Source organism: Streptomyces sp. NPDC001515 (assembly GCF_053597115.1).
Genome location: NZ_JBSFHN010000001.1, coordinates 353,363 through 369,338 on the forward strand (window position 1 = coordinate 353,363; position 15,976 = coordinate 369,338).

Consider the following 15,976-nt stretch of genomic DNA (forward strand, 5'->3'; position numbering starts at 1 on the left):
CGGGGCCTCGCGGTAGCCGCTTTCCCCATCGGGTTGTCCATCGAACACGTACGCGAACAAAAAGCGACCCCCGGCCGGGCCGGGGGTCGCTTCTCGGATCGGGGGGCGCTTACGCCTTGGCCTCGCCCAGCAGCTTCTGGAGCCGCGAGACGCCCTCGACCAAATCGTCGTCGCCCAGCGCGTAGGACAGCCGCAGATAGCCCGGCGTACCGAAGGCCTCGCCCGGCACGACCGCGACCTCGGCCTCGTCCAGGATGAGCGCCGCCAGCTCGACCGAGGTGGCCGGACGCTTGCCGCGGATCTCCTTGCCGAGCAGCTCCTTCACCGAGGGGTACGCGTAGAACGCGCCCTCGGGCTCCGGGCAGAGCACGCCGTCGATCTCGTTGAGCATCCGCACGATGGTCTTGCGGCGGCGGTCGAAGGCGGCGCGCATCTCCGCGACCGCGTCCAGGTCGCCCGAGACGGCGGCCAGCGCGGCGACCTGCGCCACGTTGGAGACGTTCGAGGTCGCGTGCGACTGGAGGTTGGTCGCCGCCTTCACCACGTCCTTGGGTCCGACGATCCACCCCACGCGCCAGCCGGTCATCGCGTACGTCTTGGCGACCCCGTTGACCACGATGCACTTGTCGCGCAGCTCGGGCACGATCGCCGGCAGCGAGGTGAACGTCGCGTCGCCGTAGACCAGGTGCTCGTAGATCTCGTCTGTCAGCACCCACAGGCCGTGCTCGACGGCCCAGCGGCCGATCGCCTCGGCGTCGGCCTCGCTGTAGACCGCACCGGTCGGGTTCGACGGGGAGACGAACAGGACGACCTTCGTACGCTCCGTACGGGCCGCCTCCAGCTGCTCCACGGAGACCCGGTACCCGGTGGTCTCGTCGGCGACGACCTCCACCGGGACGCCGCCGGCCAGCCGGATCGACTCCGGGTAGGTGGTCCAGTACGGCGCGGGGACGATGACCTCGTCGCCCGGGTCGAGGATCGCTGCGAAGGCCTCGTAGATGGCCTGCTTGCCGCCGTTGGTCACCAGGACCTGGGAGGCGTCGATCTCGTAGCCGGAGTCGCGCAGCGTCTTCTCGGCGATCGCGGCCTTGAGTTCGGGGAGCCCGCCCGCGGGGGTGTAGCGGTGGTACTTCGGGTTGCGGCAGGCCTCGACCGCGGCGTCGACGATGTAGCCGGGGGTCGGGAAGTCGGGCTCGCCGGCGCCGAAGCCGATCACCGGACGGCCGGCGGCCTTGAGGGCCTTGGCCTTGGCGTCGACGGCGAGGGTGGCGGACTCGGAGATGGCACCGATGCGGGCGGAGACCCGGCGCTCGGACGGAGAAGTGGCAGCGCTCATGACCCCATGCTCCCAGACCGGAATCCCGGCCGGCACACGGGTTTCAGGGACCGGACAGCACCTGGACACCATCCGGACGGACAACCGGACGCCATCGGTCAGGAGCGGTCGGGAGCTATCTGTTCGACGCCGGGCCGCTGAGCACGTACACTCACCTGTCGTTGGCCTTCACCAGCCGCACCGTTCCTGCACTCGGGACTTCCGGGAACATGCGGTAGGTTGGTGGAAACCACAAAGGGTCGTAGCTCAATTGGTAGAGCACTGGTCTCCAAAACCAGCGGTTGGGGGTTCAAGTCCCTCCGGCCCTGCTACACACTCCTTCGCCAGGATGTGTGCGCATGTACGTACTTCACTGCACTGCCGTGCGGCTCCACCGGGCGCGGCACGGCCATGACCCGGAATCAGGTGAGAAGCGTGACGGACGCCGTGGGCTCCATCGACATGCCTGATGCCGAGGATGAAGTCCCCGAGTCGAAGAAGAAGGCCCGGAAGGGCGGCAAGCGCGGGAAGAAGGGCCCTCTGGGCCGTCTCGCGCTCTTCTACCGTCAGGTCGTGGCGGAGCTGCGCAAGGTCGTCTGGCCGACGCGCAGCCAGCTGACGACGTACACGTCCGTGGTGATCGTGTTCGTCGTCGTCATGATCGGCCTCGTGACCGTGCTTGACTTCGGATTCCAGCGGGTCATCAAGTACGTCTTCGGCTGATCCCCGCGGAGGGCGCCTCATGGGCGCCCCTTTCGCATGTTCCACCCATTTGTACATCCAGGAAGAAGCAGCCACCGTGTCTGACCCGAACCTGAACGACGCCGTCGAGCCGACGGCGGGCGCCTTCGAGTCCGCCGAGGACGAGCTCGACATCGTCGAGGCGGCGGACGCTGAGGAGCCGGACCAGGCCGAAGCTGCCGACGCCGCCGCGGGCGAGCCCGCCGAGCAGGATGCCGTGCACGCCGAGGAAGCCGGCGACGACGAGGAATCCGACGACGAGGCCGAGGCGGCCGACGAGGAAGAGGCCGAGCCGGCCGAGCCCGTCGACCCCGTCACCGCCCTCCGCGAGGAGCTGCGCGGTCTGCCCGGCGACTGGTACGTCATTCACACCTACGCCGGTTACGAGAAGCGTGTGAAGGCCAACCTGGAGCAGCGTGCCGTCTCGCTGAACGTGGAGGAGTTCATCTATCAGGCCGAGGTGCCTGAGGAGGAAATCGTCCAGATCAAGAACGGCGAGCGCAAGAACGTCCGTCAGAACAAGCTCCCCGGCTACGTCCTGGTGCGCATGGACCTGACGAACGAGTCCTGGGGCGTCGTCCGCAACACCCCCGGTGTCACCGGCTTCGTGGGCAACGCCTACGACCCGTACCCGCTGACGCTGGACGAGATCGTCAAGATGCTCGCCCCGGAGGCCGAGGAGAAGGCCGCCCGCGAGGCCGCCGAGGCCGAGGGCAAGCCGGCTCCGGCCCGCAAGGTCGAGGTCCAGGTACTGGACTTCGAGGTGGGCGACTCGGTCACCGTCACCGACGGCCCCTTCGCGACGCTGCAGGCGACGATCAACGAGATCAACGCCGACTCGAAGAAGGTCAAGGGCCTCGTCGAGATCTTCGGCCGCGAGACCCCGGTCGAGCTCAGCTTCGACCAGATCCAGAAGAACTAGCGCTTTCCGCTCGTTCCTGGACACATGCCCAACGAGCAGGTCAGACCGGCTGTCGCAGCCGGTCTGACCTGCTCGGTTTTTGGTCGCGCAGCTATACCCGTTATCGTTGTGCGGTATGCCTGCATCCGGATGACCGGATGAAGGCGAAACACTCTCACTAGGACCCGGAGAGAGCACATGCCTCCCAAGAAGAAGAAGGTCACGGGGCTTATCAAGCTCCAGATCAACGCCGGTGCGGCCAACCCGGCCCCGCCGGTCGGCCCCGCGCTCGGTCAGCACGGCGTCAACATCATGGAGTTCTGCAAGGCCTACAACGCCGCGACCGAGTCGCAGCGCGGCATGGTCGTGCCGGTGGAGATCACGGTCTACGAGGACCGCTCCTTCACCTTCGTGACGAAGACCCCGCCGGCCGCCAAGCTGATCCTCAAGGCCGCGGGTGTGGAGAAGGGCTCCGGCGAGCCGCACAAGACCAAGGTCGCCAAGCTGACGGCCGCCCAGGTCCGCGAGATCGCCACGACGAAGCTCCCCGACCTGAACGCCAATGACCTCGACGCCGCGTCGAAGATCATCGAGGGCACCGCCCGTTCCATGGGCATCACGGTCGAAGGCTGAGTCAGCCCCCACCCCTCTCAGTGGTAGGACCAAGCGCTGGTCCGCACCACGACTCCACACTCTGAAACCATCAGGAGTAGAAGTGAAGCGCAGCAAGAACCTCCGCGCTGCGGACGCCAAGGTCGACCGGACGCGTGTGTACGCGCCGCTCGAGGCCGTCCGTCTCGCCAAGGAGACCGCCTCCACGAAGTTCGACGGCACCGTCGAGGTCGCCTTCCGCCTGGGTGTCGACCCGCGCAAGGCCGACCAGATGGTCCGCGGCACCGTGAACCTCCCGCACGGCACCGGCAAGACCGCCCGGGTCCTGGTCTTCGCGACCGGTGACCGTGCTGCGGCCGCGGAAGCCGCCGGAGCCGACATCGTCGGCGCCGACGAGCTCATCGACGAGGTGGCGAAGGGCCGTCTGGACTTCGACGCCGTCGTCGCGACCCCGGACCTCATGGGCAAGGTCGGCCGCCTCGGCCGCGTGCTCGGTCCGCGTGGTCTGATGCCGAACCCGAAGACCGGTACGGTCACCCCCGATGTCGTGAAGGCTGTCAACGACATCAAGGGCGGCAAGATCGAGTTCCGCGTCGACAAGCACTCGAACCTGCACTTCATCATCGGCAAGACCTCGTTCGACGAGACCAAGCTGGTGGAGAACTACGCGGCGGCGCTGGAGGAGATCCTCCGTCTGAAGCCGTCCGCCGCCAAGGGCCGCTACATCAAGAAGGCCGCGCTGGCCACCACGATGGGCCCCGGCATCCCGCTGGACGCCAACCGCACCCGTAACCTCCTCGTCGAGGAGGACCCGGCCGCCGTCTGAGCCCCCGTGCTCGTACGACCGCCGTGTCACGTGTGACATGAACGGGCCCCGCAACCTTTCGAGGTGCGGGGCCCGTCCTCGTACACAGACAACCCGGCTGTCGGAGCCGTGCGTTAGCGTGCGCATGACGAGAGAGCCGAACGAGGGGTGGAAGCGGACATGAGGACCAGTACCGTACGGCGCGTGGGGCTGGCCGTGGCTGTGGCAGCGGCGCTGACGTCGGTCGGGGCCTGTGGCGGAGCGGACGAGGACGGCGGGAGCACCAAGCCGGCCGCCGAGGGGAAGAGCGGCGGCACCTCCGTGCTGAAGGCCGACACGATCGCCGCGCTGCTCGACGTACAGAAGAAGACCGGCTCGGCCAGTTCCGCCAGGGTCGAGGGCACCACGGTCATGGGCAGCACGATGTCCATGAAGCAGACCGGCTCCCTGGACTGGAGCGACGGGATCACCGGCACCATGCAGATCACCTACACCGCCGGCACCATGGCCGACACCCTGAAGCAGGCGGGCGGCAGCGGCACCATGGAGGCCCGCTACTTCAAGAACGGCTACGCGGCCGACATGGGCCCGGTGCTCGCCCGGCAGACCGGCGGCAAGCGCTGGATCAGCTACTCCTACGACGACCTGGCCCGGGCCGGCGGCGCCTCCGGCGCGGCGATGAAGGAGCAGATGCAGAACACCACGCCCGAGCAGGGCGTGAAGTCCCTGCTGGCCTCCGGGGACGTGAAGGAGGTCGGCAAGGAGCAGGTCCGCGGCGTCGACACCACCCACTACTCCGGCACGGTCGACGTCGCCGAGCTGACCGCCAAGACCTCGAAGCTCGACGCGGACCAGGTCGAAGCGCTGAAGAAGCAGCTCAACGACGCCGGGATCACCACCGAGAAGATCGACATCTGGGTCGACGAGAACGATCTGCTGGTGAAGAAGACCGAGCGCGGCCGGATGAAGACCGGCGAGCTGAACTCGACGGTGTTCTACAGCGACTACGGCGTCAAGGTCTCGGCCGAGCGGCCGCCGGCCTCCCAGACCATCGGCTTCGCGGACCTGCTCAAGCAGCAGCAGGGAGCCGCCGGAGCGGGCGCCTGATCCTGCCCGGACCGGACGGAACCGGACGGATTTGCCCCGCGCGACCCCGGTCGCGTACTCTTCTGCAGAAGCCAAAGACCGCTGGTCGTTGCCGTGATCCCGCAAGGGGGAAGGCAACCGAAGGATCCGTTGAGACGGGCGACCTGCGCAGGTGACTGTGGAAGAGCTCCCGATCTCATGTCGGTCGAGCTACGCCCTGGCGCCTGCGCCGGGGCGTTTCGTCTTTCCCGGCCCCTTGTGAGCGGTCCTCATCACCCGGAAGGAGGCCGACGCTCATGGCAAGGCCCGACAAGGCTGCTGCGGTAGCCGAGCTCGCGGACCAGTTCCGCAGCTCGAACGCCGCCGTGCTGACCGAGTACCGGGGTCTCACCGTGGCGCAGCTCAAGCAGCTGCGCCGTTCGCTCGGTGAGAACGCCCAGTACGCCGTGGTGAAGAACACGCTGACCAAGATTGCGGCCAACGAGGCCGGGATCGACGCGCTGGACGACCTGTTCGCAGGTCCGACGGCGGTTGCCTTCGTCACCGGTGACCCGGTGGAGTCGGCGAAGGGTCTTCGTGACTTCGCCAAGGAGAACCCCAACCTCGTCATCAAGGGCGGTGTCCTTGATGGCAAGGCGCTGTCCGCCGATGAGATCAAGAAGCTCGCGGACCTCGAGTCCCGCGAGGTTCTGCTCGCCAAGCTGGCCGGGGCCATGAAGGGCAAGCAGACTCAGGCTGCACAGCTCTTCCAGGCTCTGCCGTCGAAGTTCGTCCGCACCGCGGAAGCGCTTCGCGCCAAGAGGGCCGAGCAGGGCGGTGCCGAGTAATTCGGCTCGCGCACTGATCGCCGCCCGCTAGAGGGCGACGGTCACAGCGGGCCGAATGTACGCCCGCCTTCATATACACCCGGCACCTGCCGATTTAGTGGAAGGACGCCATCATGGCGAAGCTCAGCCAGGAAGACCTGCTCGCCCAGTTCGAGGAGCTCACGCTCATCGAGCTCGCCGAGTTCGTGAAGGCCTTCGAGGAGAAGTTCGACGTCACCGCCGCCGCGGCCGTCGCCGTTGCCGCCGGTCCGGCCCAGGGTGGCGGCGACGCCGCCGCCGTCGAGGAGAAGGACGAGTTCGACGTCATCCTCACGGGCGCCGGCGACAAGAAGATCCAGGTCATCAAGGTCGTGCGCGAGCTGACCTCCCTGGGTCTGAAGGAGGCCAAGGACCTCGTGGACGGCGCTCCGAAGCCGGTCCTCGAGAAGGTCGCCAAGGACGCCGCCGAGAAGGCCGCCGAGTCCCTCAAGGGCGCCGGCGCCTCCGTCGAGGTCAAGTGACCTCGCGAGTCGTCCGACTCGACTGACGCGCCCCGAGGGGCGTGAACGTCACACCGCGAAAGGCGATCACCCGTACGGGTGGTCGCCTTTCGGCGTACCCGCGGCGGGTGCCTTGCTCTTCCCGGCGCGACGAGTATGGTGATCATCGCCGTGCGCCTCTCCGGGGGCGAGGCCGGTGGCCGGGGTGACGGCGGGACGGTGTCCCGGGGCCCGCACCGGCTGGGGGGCCTTGACGAACCGCAGCAGGCGCGCAATTCTCAAGGCGCGTCGTCACATCGATCCGAATCCGAGGCATGGATCGGCGGCGAAGAGGGCAGTAAAGAAGAGCGCAGCTCACGCAGGGCCGGACAAAGGTGTTGAGAACAGCCGTTGACAGCGACGCGGGTCTCTGAGAACCCCGACTGGACATCAGTGTGCCACTTGGCTACACTGACCCTTTGCGCTGCCTGTTAGCTGCCTCCTGCCCGTCACCAGGGGCATACCCATCTTGTGCACCGTGGATCGCAACATCCCTCACCAGGGATTTTCTGTCCACCTGTCCAGTTTGGGACCGGTACGCGCGTAGTGAGTCCGAGCCCTCGGAAGGACCCCCTCTTGGCCGCCTCGCGCAACGCCTCGACCGCGAATACGAACAACGGCGCCAGCACCGCCCCGCTGCGCATCTCTTTTGCAAAGATCAAGGAGCCCCTCGAGGTTCCGAACCTCCTCGCGCTGCAGACCGAGAGCTTTGACTGGCTCCTCGGCAACGCCGCCTGGAAGGCTCGCGTCGAGGCTGCTCTGGACAGTGGACAAGACGTCCCCACCAAGTCCGGCCTGGAGGAGATCTTCGAGGAGATCTCCCCGATCGAGGACTTCTCCGGGTCGATGTCGCTTACGTTCCGCGACCACCGCTTCGAGCCCCCGAAGAACTCGATCGACGAGTGCAAGGAGCGCGACTTCACGTACGCCGCCCCGCTCTTCGTCACGGCCGAGTTCACCAACAACGAGACCGGCGAGATCAAGTCCCAGACGGTCTTCATGGGCGACTTCCCGCTCATGACCAACAAGGGCACCTTCGTCATCAACGGCACCGAGCGTGTCGTGGTGTCGCAGCTGGTCCGCTCGCCGGGTGTCTACTTCGACTCGTCGATCGACAAGACGTCCGACAAGGACATCTTCTCCGCCAAGATCATCCCCTCCCGGGGTGCCTGGCTGGAGATGGAGATCGACAAGCGCGACATGGTCGGTGTCCGCATCGACCGCAAGCGCAAGCAGTCGGTCACCGTCCTCCTGAAGGCGCTCGGCTGGAGCACCGAGCAGATCCTGGAGGAGTTCGGCGAGTACGAGTCCATGCGCGCCACCCTGGAGAAGGACCACACCCAGGGCCAGGACGACGCGCTGCTCGACATCTACCGCAAGCTCCGTCCGGGCGAGCCGCCCACCCGCGAGGCCGCCCAGACGCTGCTGGAGAACCTCTACTTCAACCCGAAGCGCTACGACCTCGCGAAGGTCGGCCGCTACAAGGTGAACAAGAAGCTCGGCGCCGACGAGCCGCTGGACGCCGGGGTGCTCACCACCGACGACGTCATCGCGACCATCAAGTACCTGGTCAAGCTGCACGCCGGTGAGACCGAGACGATCGGCGAGTCCGGCCGGGAGATCGTCGTCGAGACCGACGACATCGACCACTTCGGCAACCGTCGTCTGCGCAACGTCGGCGAGCTCATCCAGAACCAGGTCCGTACGGGTCTGGCGCGTATGGAGCGCGTCGTGCGCGAGCGCATGACCACCCAGGACGTCGAGGCGATCACGCCGCAGACCCTGATCAACATCCGGCCGGTCGTCGCCTCCATCAAGGAGTTCTTCGGCACCAGCCAGCTGTCGCAGTTCATGGACCAGAACAACCCGCTGTCGGGTCTGACCCACAAGCGCCGTCTGTCGGCGCTCGGCCCGGGTGGTCTCTCCCGTGAGCGCGCCGGCTTCGAGGTCCGTGACGTGCACCCGTCCCACTACGGACGCATGTGCCCGATCGAGACCCCCGAAGGCCCGAACATCGGTCTGATCGGTTCGCTCGCCTCGTACGGCCGCGTCAACGCGTTCGGCTTCATCGAGACGCCGTACCGCAAGGTCGTCGACGGCCAGGTCACCGACGAGGTCGACTACATCACCGCCGACGAGGAGGACCGCTTCGTCATCGCCCAGGCGAACGCGACCCTCTCGGACGAGCTGCGCTTCACCGAGCCGCGCGTCCTGGTCCGCCGCCGCGGGGGAGAGGTCGACTACGTCCCCGCGTCCGAGGTCGACTACATGGACGTCTCGCCGCGCCAGATGGTGTCCGTCGCCACCGCGATGATCCCCTTCCTGGAGCACGACGACGCCAACCGTGCCCTCATGGGCGCGAACATGATGCGCCAGGCGGTTCCGCTCATCAAGAGCGAGGCCCCGCTGGTCGGCACCGGCATGGAGTACCGCTGCGCCACCGACGCCGGTGACGTGCTGAAGGCCGAGAAGGACGGTGTGGTCCAGGAGGTCTCCGCGGACTACATCACCGTGACGAACGACGACGGCACGTACACCACGTACCGCATCGCCAAGTTCATGCGCTCCAACCAGGGCACCTCGGTCAACCAGAAGGTCGTCGTCTCCGAGGGCGACCGGGTCATCGAGGGCCAGGTCCTCGCCGACGGTCCGGCCACCGAGTTCGGTGAGATGGCGCTCGGCAAGAACCTGCTCGTGGCGTTCATGCCGTGGGAGGGCCACAACTACGAGGACGCGATCATCCTGTCGCAGCGCCTCGTGCAGGACGACGTCCTCTCCTCGATCCACATCGAGGAGCACGAGGTCGACGCCCGTGACACCAAGCTCGGCCCCGAGGAGATCACCCGGGACATCCCGAACGTCTCCGAGGAGGTCCTCGCCGACCTCGACGAGCGCGGCATCATCCGCATCGGTGCCGAGGTCGTCGCCGGCGACATCCTCGTCGGCAAGGTCACGCCCAAGGGCGAGACCGAGCTGACCCCCGAGGAGCGCCTGCTCCGCGCGATCTTCGGTGAGAAGGCGCGCGAGGTCCGCGACACCTCGCTGAAGGTGCCGCACGGCGAGATCGGCAAGGTCATCGGCGTCCGCGTCTTCGACCGCGAAGAGGGCGACGAGCTGCCGCCGGGCGTGAACCAGCTGGTCCGCGTCTACGTCGCGCAGAAGCGCAAGATCACCGACGGTGACAAGCTCGCCGGCCGTCACGGCAACAAGGGCGTCATCTCGAAGATCCTCCCGATCGAGGACATGCCGTTCCTGGAGGACGGCACCCCGGTCGACATCATCCTCAACCCGCTGGGTGTCCCGTCCCGAATGAACCCGGGACAGGTCCTGGAGATCCACCTCGGCTGGCTCGCCAGCCGCGGCTGGGACGTCTCCGGCCTCGGTGACGAGTGGGCCAAGCGCCTGCAGGCCATCGGCGCCGACCAGGTCGCCCCCGGCACCAACGTCGCCACCCCCGTCTTCGACGGTGCGCGCGAGGACGAGATCTCCGGTCTCTTCGAGGCCACGATCCCCAACCGCGACGGCGACCGCCTGGTGCAGCCCTCCGGCAAGGCCAAGCTGTTCGACGGCCGCTCCGGCGAGCCGTTCCCGGACCCGGTCTCGGTCGGCTACATGTACATCCTCAAGCTGCACCACCTGGTCGACGACAAGCTCCACGCCCGTTCGACCGGCCCGTACTCGATGATCACGCAGCAGCCGCTGGGTGGTAAGGCGCAGTTCGGTGGTCAGCGATTCGGCGAGATGGAGGTGTGGGCCCTTGAGGCCTACGGCGCCGCGTACGCCCTCCAGGAGCTCCTGACGATCAAGTCCGACGACGTCACCGGCCGTGTGAAGGTCTACGAGGCGATCGTCAAGGGCGAGAACATCCCCGAGCCGGGCATTCCCGAGTCCTTCAAGGTGCTCATCAAGGAAATGCAGTCGCTCTGCCTCAATGTGGAGGTGCTGTCCTCGGACGGCATGTCCATCGAGATGCGCGACACGGACGAGGACGTCTTCCGCGCGGCGGAGGAGCTCGGTATCGACCTGTCCCGGCGCGAGCCGAGCAGCGTCGAAGAGGTCTGACGGGTTGGCCGGCCGGATCCCCGTGATCCGGCCGGCTCTCCCCGGACCCGTTCAGACCATTGCTGAAGTGCCCCGATTTCTCGCATGACGCGAGGGGGCTCGAACCCCCGAAAGAGGGATTGACGACAAGTGCTCGACGTCAACTTCTTCGACGAGCTGCGGATCGGCCTTGCCACCGCGGACGACATCCGGACCTGGTCCCACGGCGAGGTCAAGAAGCCGGAGACCATCAACTACCGCACCCTCAAGCCCGAAAAGGACGGACTCTTCTGCGAGAAGATCTTCGGTCCGACCCGGGACTGGGAGTGCTACTGCGGCAAGTACAAGCGTGTCCGCTTCAAGGGCATCATCTGTGAGCGCTGTGGCGTCGAGGTCACGCGCGCCAAGGTGCGCCGCGAGCGCATGGGCCACATCGAGCTCGCCGCTCCCGTCACCCACATCTGGTACTTCAAGGGCGTCCCGTCGCGTCTGGGCTACCTGCTGGACCTCGCGCCGAAGGACCTCGAGAAGGTCATCTACTTCGCCGCGTACATGATCACGTTCGTCGACGAGGAGCGCCGCACCCGCGACCTCCCGTCGCTGGAGGCGCACGTCTCCGTCGAGCGCCAGCAGATCGAGAACCGCCGCGACTCCGACCTGGAGAACCGCGCCAAGAAGCTGGAGTCCGACCTCGGCGAGCTGGAGGCCGAGGGCGCCAAGGCCGATGTGCGCCGCAAGGTGCGCGAGGGTGCCGAGCGCGAGATGAAGCAGCTCCGCGACCGCGCCCAGCGCGAGATCGACCGCCTCGACGAGGTGTGGAGCCGCTTCAAGAACCTCAAGGTCCAGGACCTGGAGGGCGACGAGCTGCTCTACCGCGAGCTGCGTGACCGCTTCGGCACGTACTTCGACGGCTGCATGGGCGCCGCCGCGCTGCAGAAGCGCCTGGAGTCCTTCGACCTCGACGAGGAGGCCGAGCGCCTCCGCGAGATCATCCGTACCGGCAAGGGCCAGAAGAAGACCCGTGCGCTCAAGCGCCTCAAGGTCGTCTCCGCGTTCCTGCAGACCAGCAACAAGCCCAAGGGCATGGTGCTCGACTGCGTGCCGGTCATCCCGCCGGACCTGCGTCCGATGGTGCAGCTGGACGGTGGCCGCTTCGCGACCTCCGACCTGAACGACCTGTACCGCCGCGTGATCAACCGCAACAACCGCCTGAAGCGGCTTCTCGACCTCGGCGCGCCCGAGATCATCGTGAACAACGAGAAGCGCATGCTCCAGGAGGCCGTGGACGCCCTCTTCGACAACGGTCGTCGCGGTCGCCCGGTCACCGGCCCCGGCAACCGTCCCCTGAAGTCCCTCAGCGACATGCTGAAGGGCAAGCAGGGTCGTTTCCGTCAGAACCTCCTCGGCAAGCGCGTGGACTACTCCGCGCGTTCCGTGATCGTCGTCGGCCCGCAGCTCAAGCTGCACCAGTGCGGTCTGCCGAAGGCGATGGCGCTGGAGCTGTTCAAGCCGTTCGTGATGAAGCGCCTGGTCGACCTGAACCACGCGCAGAACATCAAGTCGGCCAAGCGCATGGTCGAGCGCGGCCGCACCGTGGTGTACGACGTCCTCGAAGAGGTCATCGCCGAGCACCCGGTGCTGCTGAACCGTGCGCCCACCCTGCACCGCCTCGGCATCCAGGCCTTCGAGCCGCAGCTGGTCGAGGGCAAGGCCATCCAGATCCACCCGCTCGTCTGCACCGCGTTCAACGCGGACTTCGACGGTGACCAGATGGCCGTGCACCTGCCGCTCTCCGCGGAGGCGCAGGCCGAGGCCCGCATCCTGATGCTGTCCTCGAACAACATCCTGAAGCCGGCCGACGGCCGTCCCGTCACCATGCCGACGCAGGACATGGTGCTGGGTCTGTTCTTCCTCACCACCGACGGCGAGCTGCGTGACACCAAGGGCGAGGGCCGCGCGTTCGGCTCCACGGCCGAGGCGATCATGGCGTTCGACGCCGGCGAGCTGGCGCTGCAGTCGCCGGTCGACATCCGCTTCCCGGTGGGCACCATCCCGCCGCGTGGCTGGGTGCCGCCGGTCGCCGAGGAGGGCGAGCCCGAGTACCAGCCGGGTGACACCTTCCGGCTGCGCACCAGCCTGGGCCGCGCGCTCTTCAACGAGCTGCTGCCCGAGGACTACCCGTTCGTCGACTACTCCGTCGGCAAGAAGCAGCTCTCCGAGATCGTCAACGACCTCGCCGAGCGCTACCCCAAGGTCATCGTGGCGGCGACGCTCGACAACCTGAAGGCGGCCGGCTTCCACTGGGCGACGCGCTCCGGCGTCACCGTGGCCATCTCCGACGTCGTCGTGCCCGAGGCCAAGAAGGCCATCGTCAAGGGCTACGAGGAGCAGGACGAGAAGGTCCAGAAGCAGTACGAGCGCGGTCTGATCACCAAGGACGAGCGCACGCAGGAGCTCATCGCGATCTGGACCAAGGCGACCAACGAGGTCGCCGAGGCGATGAACGCGAACTTCCCCAAGACGAACCCCATCTTCATGATGGTTGACTCGGGTGCCCGAGGAAACATGATGCAGATGCGTCAGATCGCCGGTATGCGTGGTCTGGTGTCCAACGCCAAGAACGAGACGATCCCGCGTCCCATCAAGGCGTCCTTCCGCGAGGGCCTCACCGTTCTGGAGTACTTCATCTCCACGCACGGTGCCCGTAAGGGTCTGGCGGACACCGCCCTGCGTACCGCCGACTCGGGTTACCTGACCCGTCGTCTGGTGGACGTCTCGCAGGACGTGATCATCCGCGAGGAGGACTGCGGCACCGACCGCGGCCTCAAGCTGAAGATCGCGGTCAAGGGCGCCGACGGCGTCCTGCGCAAGACGGACGACGTCGAGACCTCGGTGTACGCCCGCATGCTGGCCGAGGACGTCGTCGTCGACGGCAAGGTCATCGCGCCGGCCAACGTCGACCTCGGTGACGTCCTGATCGACGCCCTGGTGGGCGCAGGCGTCGAGGAGGTCAAGACCCGCTCGGTCCTGACCTGCGAGTCCGCGGTCGGCACCTGTGCCTTCTGCTACGGACGCTCCCTCGCCACCGGCAAGCTGGTCGACATCGGTGAGGCGGTCGGCATCATCGCCGCCCAGTCCATCGGTGAGCCCGGCACCCAGCTGACGATGCGTACCTTCCACACCGGTGGTGTGGCCGGTGACGACATCACCCAGGGTCTGCCGCGTGTCGTCGAGCTCTTCGAGGCCCGTACGCCCAAGGGTGTCGCCCCGATCTCCGAGTCCGCGGGCCGTGTCCGCATCGAGGAGACCGAGAAGACCAAGAAGATCGTCGTCACCCCGGACGACGGCAGCGACGAGATCCCCTTCCCGATCTCCAAGCGCGCCCGTCTCCTGGTCGGCGAGGGAGACCACGTCGAGGTGGGCCAGAAGCTCACCGTGGGTGCCACCAACCCGCACGACGTGCTCCGGATCCTCGGTCAGCGCGCGGTCCAGGTCCACCTGGTCGGCGAGGTCCAGAAGGTCTACAACTCGCAGGGTGTGTCGATCCACGACAAGCACATCGAGATCATCATCCGGCAGATGCTCCGCCGCGTGACGATCATCGAGTCCGGCGACGCGGAACTGCTGCCGGGCGAGCTCGTCGAGCGCTCGAAGTTCGAGACCGAGAACCGTCGTGTGGTCACCGAGGGCGGTCACCCCGCCTCCGGCCGTCCGCAGCTGATGGGTATCACCAAGGCCTCGCTGGCGACGGAGTCGTGGCTGTCCGCGGCCTCCTTCCAGGAGACGACCAGGGTCCTGACGGACGCGGCGATCAACGCCAAGTCCGACTCCCTGATCGGCCTCAAGGAGAACGTCATCATCGGTAAGCTCATCCCGGCCGGTACGGGTCTGTCCCGCTACCGCAACATCCGGGTCGAGCCGACCGAGGAGGCCAAGGCCGCCATGTACTCGGCCGTCGGCTACGAGGACATCGACTACTCGCCGTTCGGCACGGGCTCCGGCCAGGCCGTTCCGCTGGAGGACTACGACTACGGTCCGTACAACCAGTAGGCAGTGAGCGAGAAGGGCGCCCATCCCGTCGGTGACGGGGTGGGCGCCCTTTCGTGCGCCGGTCGCCGCACGGGTCAGTACTGCGGAGGCAGGAAGGACCGGAGCCGGTGCAGCCGTGTCGTGTAGTCGGGGTGGCACGCGAGGAGACGGCCGCCCGGCCCCGGTCCGGCAGCGGTGCGCCCGGACACCGCGGATCCATGGGCGGGCGCGGGCCGCTCCCCGGCCTCCTCCATCGCGAGCAGCACCTCCTGGAGCATCGGAGCGAAGCCCAGCGAGGCCGCGTGGACGTCCGCGCGCAGCTCGGCGCGTCTGCTCAGCGCGGCCGTCGCGTAGGGCATGAGGAGCAGGACGAGCGGCACCCCGCCGAGCAGGAGGGCCGCCGGTCCGAGCAGCACGATGCCGGAGCCGGCGATCAGAACCACCGTGACCAGGAACGGGATCCGGGCCCTCGTGCCGCTCGTGCCGTTGAGCACCGCCTGCCCGGCGCGGAGCGCGGCCCGGCACGGCAGCGCGTACCAGCGCCCGGCCAAGGTGGACCAGCTGTGACCGCCGGTGTGATGCCCCAACTCGTGCGCGAGTACGGCGGCGAGCTGGGCGCTCGGCAGGTTCTCGACGGCGAACCGGGTGACACCGACGATATGACCGGCCGCCGCGTACGCGTTGAGGTTCCCGGAGTTCTCGACCCAGAGGCGGTAGCCGTCCCCGTCGACCCCGGCGCGTCCGGTCACCTCGCGCCAGACGGGCACGAGCCTGGCCTGTTCGTGGGGGAGCGGATGGCGCAGCCCCAGCACGTGGCGGGCGTAGAGGTCCTCCGTCGGCCGATGGAAGACCAGGAGTCCCGCGAGCAGCCAGAGCAGGGCGGGCAGCCACGGCGGAACACCCCAGGCGAGTGCCAGGAGCCGCCCGACGGCGAGCATCATTCCCAGGCTCACCACGAACCCGGGCAGACCGAGAACCAGCCGGCCCCACACCGTGGCATCGGTGTACCTCCGGCGGGCGGCGATGTGCAGCCGCCGGCCGGGCGCGTGCCGGTACTCCAAGCCCCCGTGCGCGTCCTCGTCCGCATCGTGCGACATGTTC

General features: G+C 67.5%; 11 protein-coding genes and 1 tRNA gene. 10 read left to right on the plus strand and 2 right to left on the minus strand.

Features of this window, described 5'->3' with window-relative positions:
* Positions 1-109: 109 nt before the first annotated feature.
* Positions 110-1,336 carry a pyridoxal phosphate-dependent aminotransferase gene (locus ACWCXC_RS01730; RefSeq protein WP_450682364.1) on the minus strand — a complete coding sequence of 409 codons (1,227 nt, stop codon included), beginning with the start codon at positions 1,334-1,336 and terminating at the stop codon, positions 110-112.
* A 235-nt stretch (positions 1,337-1,571) separates the two neighbouring features.
* On the opposite strand from ACWCXC_RS01730, the gene ACWCXC_RS01735 reads away from it, so the two are divergent.
* The 10 genes from ACWCXC_RS01735 to ACWCXC_RS01780 all read left to right on the plus strand — a co-directional run bounded on the left by ACWCXC_RS01735 (position 1,572) and on the right by ACWCXC_RS01780 (position 14,896).
* Positions 1,572-1,644 (plus strand) — tRNA-Trp (locus ACWCXC_RS01735).
* A 106-nt stretch (positions 1,645-1,750) separates the two neighbouring features.
* Entirely contained in the window at positions 1,751-2,038 is a 288-nt protein-coding gene (secE, locus tag ACWCXC_RS01740) for a preprotein translocase subunit SecE (RefSeq protein WP_383640053.1), read from the plus strand.
* A gap of 76 nt (positions 2,039-2,114) precedes the next feature.
* Positions 2,115-2,978, plus strand: a complete 864-nt coding sequence (nusG, locus tag ACWCXC_RS01745; RefSeq protein WP_450885970.1) for a transcription termination/antitermination protein NusG — start codon at positions 2,115-2,117, stop codon at positions 2,976-2,978.
* Between the two features lie 177 nt (positions 2,979-3,155).
* Positions 3,156-3,590, plus strand: coding sequence for a 50S ribosomal protein L11 (rplK, locus tag ACWCXC_RS01750; protein ID WP_073786749.1), 435 nt, complete (start codon positions 3,156-3,158; stop codon positions 3,588-3,590).
* An 82-nt stretch (positions 3,591-3,672) separates the two neighbouring features.
* A complete protein-coding gene (gene rplA, locus ACWCXC_RS01755) occupies positions 3,673-4,395 on the plus strand; it encodes a 50S ribosomal protein L1 (protein WP_383640045.1) in 723 nt (240 codons plus the stop codon).
* 159 nt (positions 4,396-4,554) lie between these two features.
* Positions 4,555-5,481, plus strand: coding sequence for a hypothetical protein (locus ACWCXC_RS01760; protein ID WP_450885973.1), 927 nt, complete (start codon positions 4,555-4,557; stop codon positions 5,479-5,481).
* Positions 5,482-5,756: 275 nt separating this feature from the next.
* Complete coding sequence (gene rplJ, locus ACWCXC_RS01765; protein ID WP_450682361.1) at positions 5,757-6,287, plus strand: 50S ribosomal protein L10; 531 nt, start codon at positions 5,757-5,759, stop codon at positions 6,285-6,287.
* A gap of 113 nt (positions 6,288-6,400) precedes the next feature.
* Entirely contained in the window at positions 6,401-6,787 is a 387-nt protein-coding gene (rplL, locus tag ACWCXC_RS01770; protein WP_450682360.1) for a 50S ribosomal protein L7/L12, read from the plus strand.
* 594 nt (positions 6,788-7,381) lie between these two features.
* Positions 7,382-10,867 carry a DNA-directed RNA polymerase subunit beta gene (gene rpoB, locus ACWCXC_RS01775; RefSeq protein ID WP_450682359.1) on the plus strand — a complete coding sequence of 1,162 codons (3,486 nt, stop codon included), beginning with the start codon at positions 7,382-7,384 and terminating at the stop codon, positions 10,865-10,867.
* Positions 10,868-10,996: 129 nt separating this feature from the next.
* A complete protein-coding gene (locus ACWCXC_RS01780) occupies positions 10,997-14,896 on the plus strand; it encodes a DNA-directed RNA polymerase subunit beta' (protein ID WP_450682358.1) in 3,900 nt (1,299 codons plus the stop codon).
* A gap of 74 nt (positions 14,897-14,970) precedes the next feature.
* Here ACWCXC_RS01780 and ACWCXC_RS01785 read toward each other — a convergent pair whose 3' ends face one another.
* Positions 14,971-15,972, minus strand: a complete 1,002-nt coding sequence (locus ACWCXC_RS01785) for a M48 family metalloprotease (RefSeq protein WP_450885976.1) — start codon at positions 15,970-15,972, stop codon at positions 14,971-14,973.
* Positions 15,973-15,976 lie beyond the last annotated feature (4 nt).

Excerpts from the sequence above, each read along its gene's own strand:
- rplK (WP_073786749.1), top strand. The coding sequence starts at position 3,156 with ATGCCTCCCAAGAAGAAGAAGGTCACGGGGCTTATCAAGCTCCAGATC.
- ACWCXC_RS01785 (WP_450885976.1), bottom strand. The coding sequence starts at position 15,972 with ATGTCGCACGATGCGGACGAGGACGCGCACGGGGGCTTGGAGTACCGG.
- ACWCXC_RS01730 (WP_450682364.1), bottom strand. The coding sequence starts at position 1,336 with ATGAGCGCTGCCACTTCTCCGTCCGAGCGCCGGGTCTCCGCCCGCATC.
- rplJ (WP_450682361.1), top strand. The coding sequence starts at position 5,757 with ATGGCAAGGCCCGACAAGGCTGCTGCGGTAGCCGAGCTCGCGGACCAG.
- ACWCXC_RS01760 (WP_450885973.1), top strand. The coding sequence starts at position 4,555 with ATGAGGACCAGTACCGTACGGCGCGTGGGGCTGGCCGTGGCTGTGGCA.
- rplL (WP_450682360.1), top strand. The coding sequence starts at position 6,401 with ATGGCGAAGCTCAGCCAGGAAGACCTGCTCGCCCAGTTCGAGGAGCTC.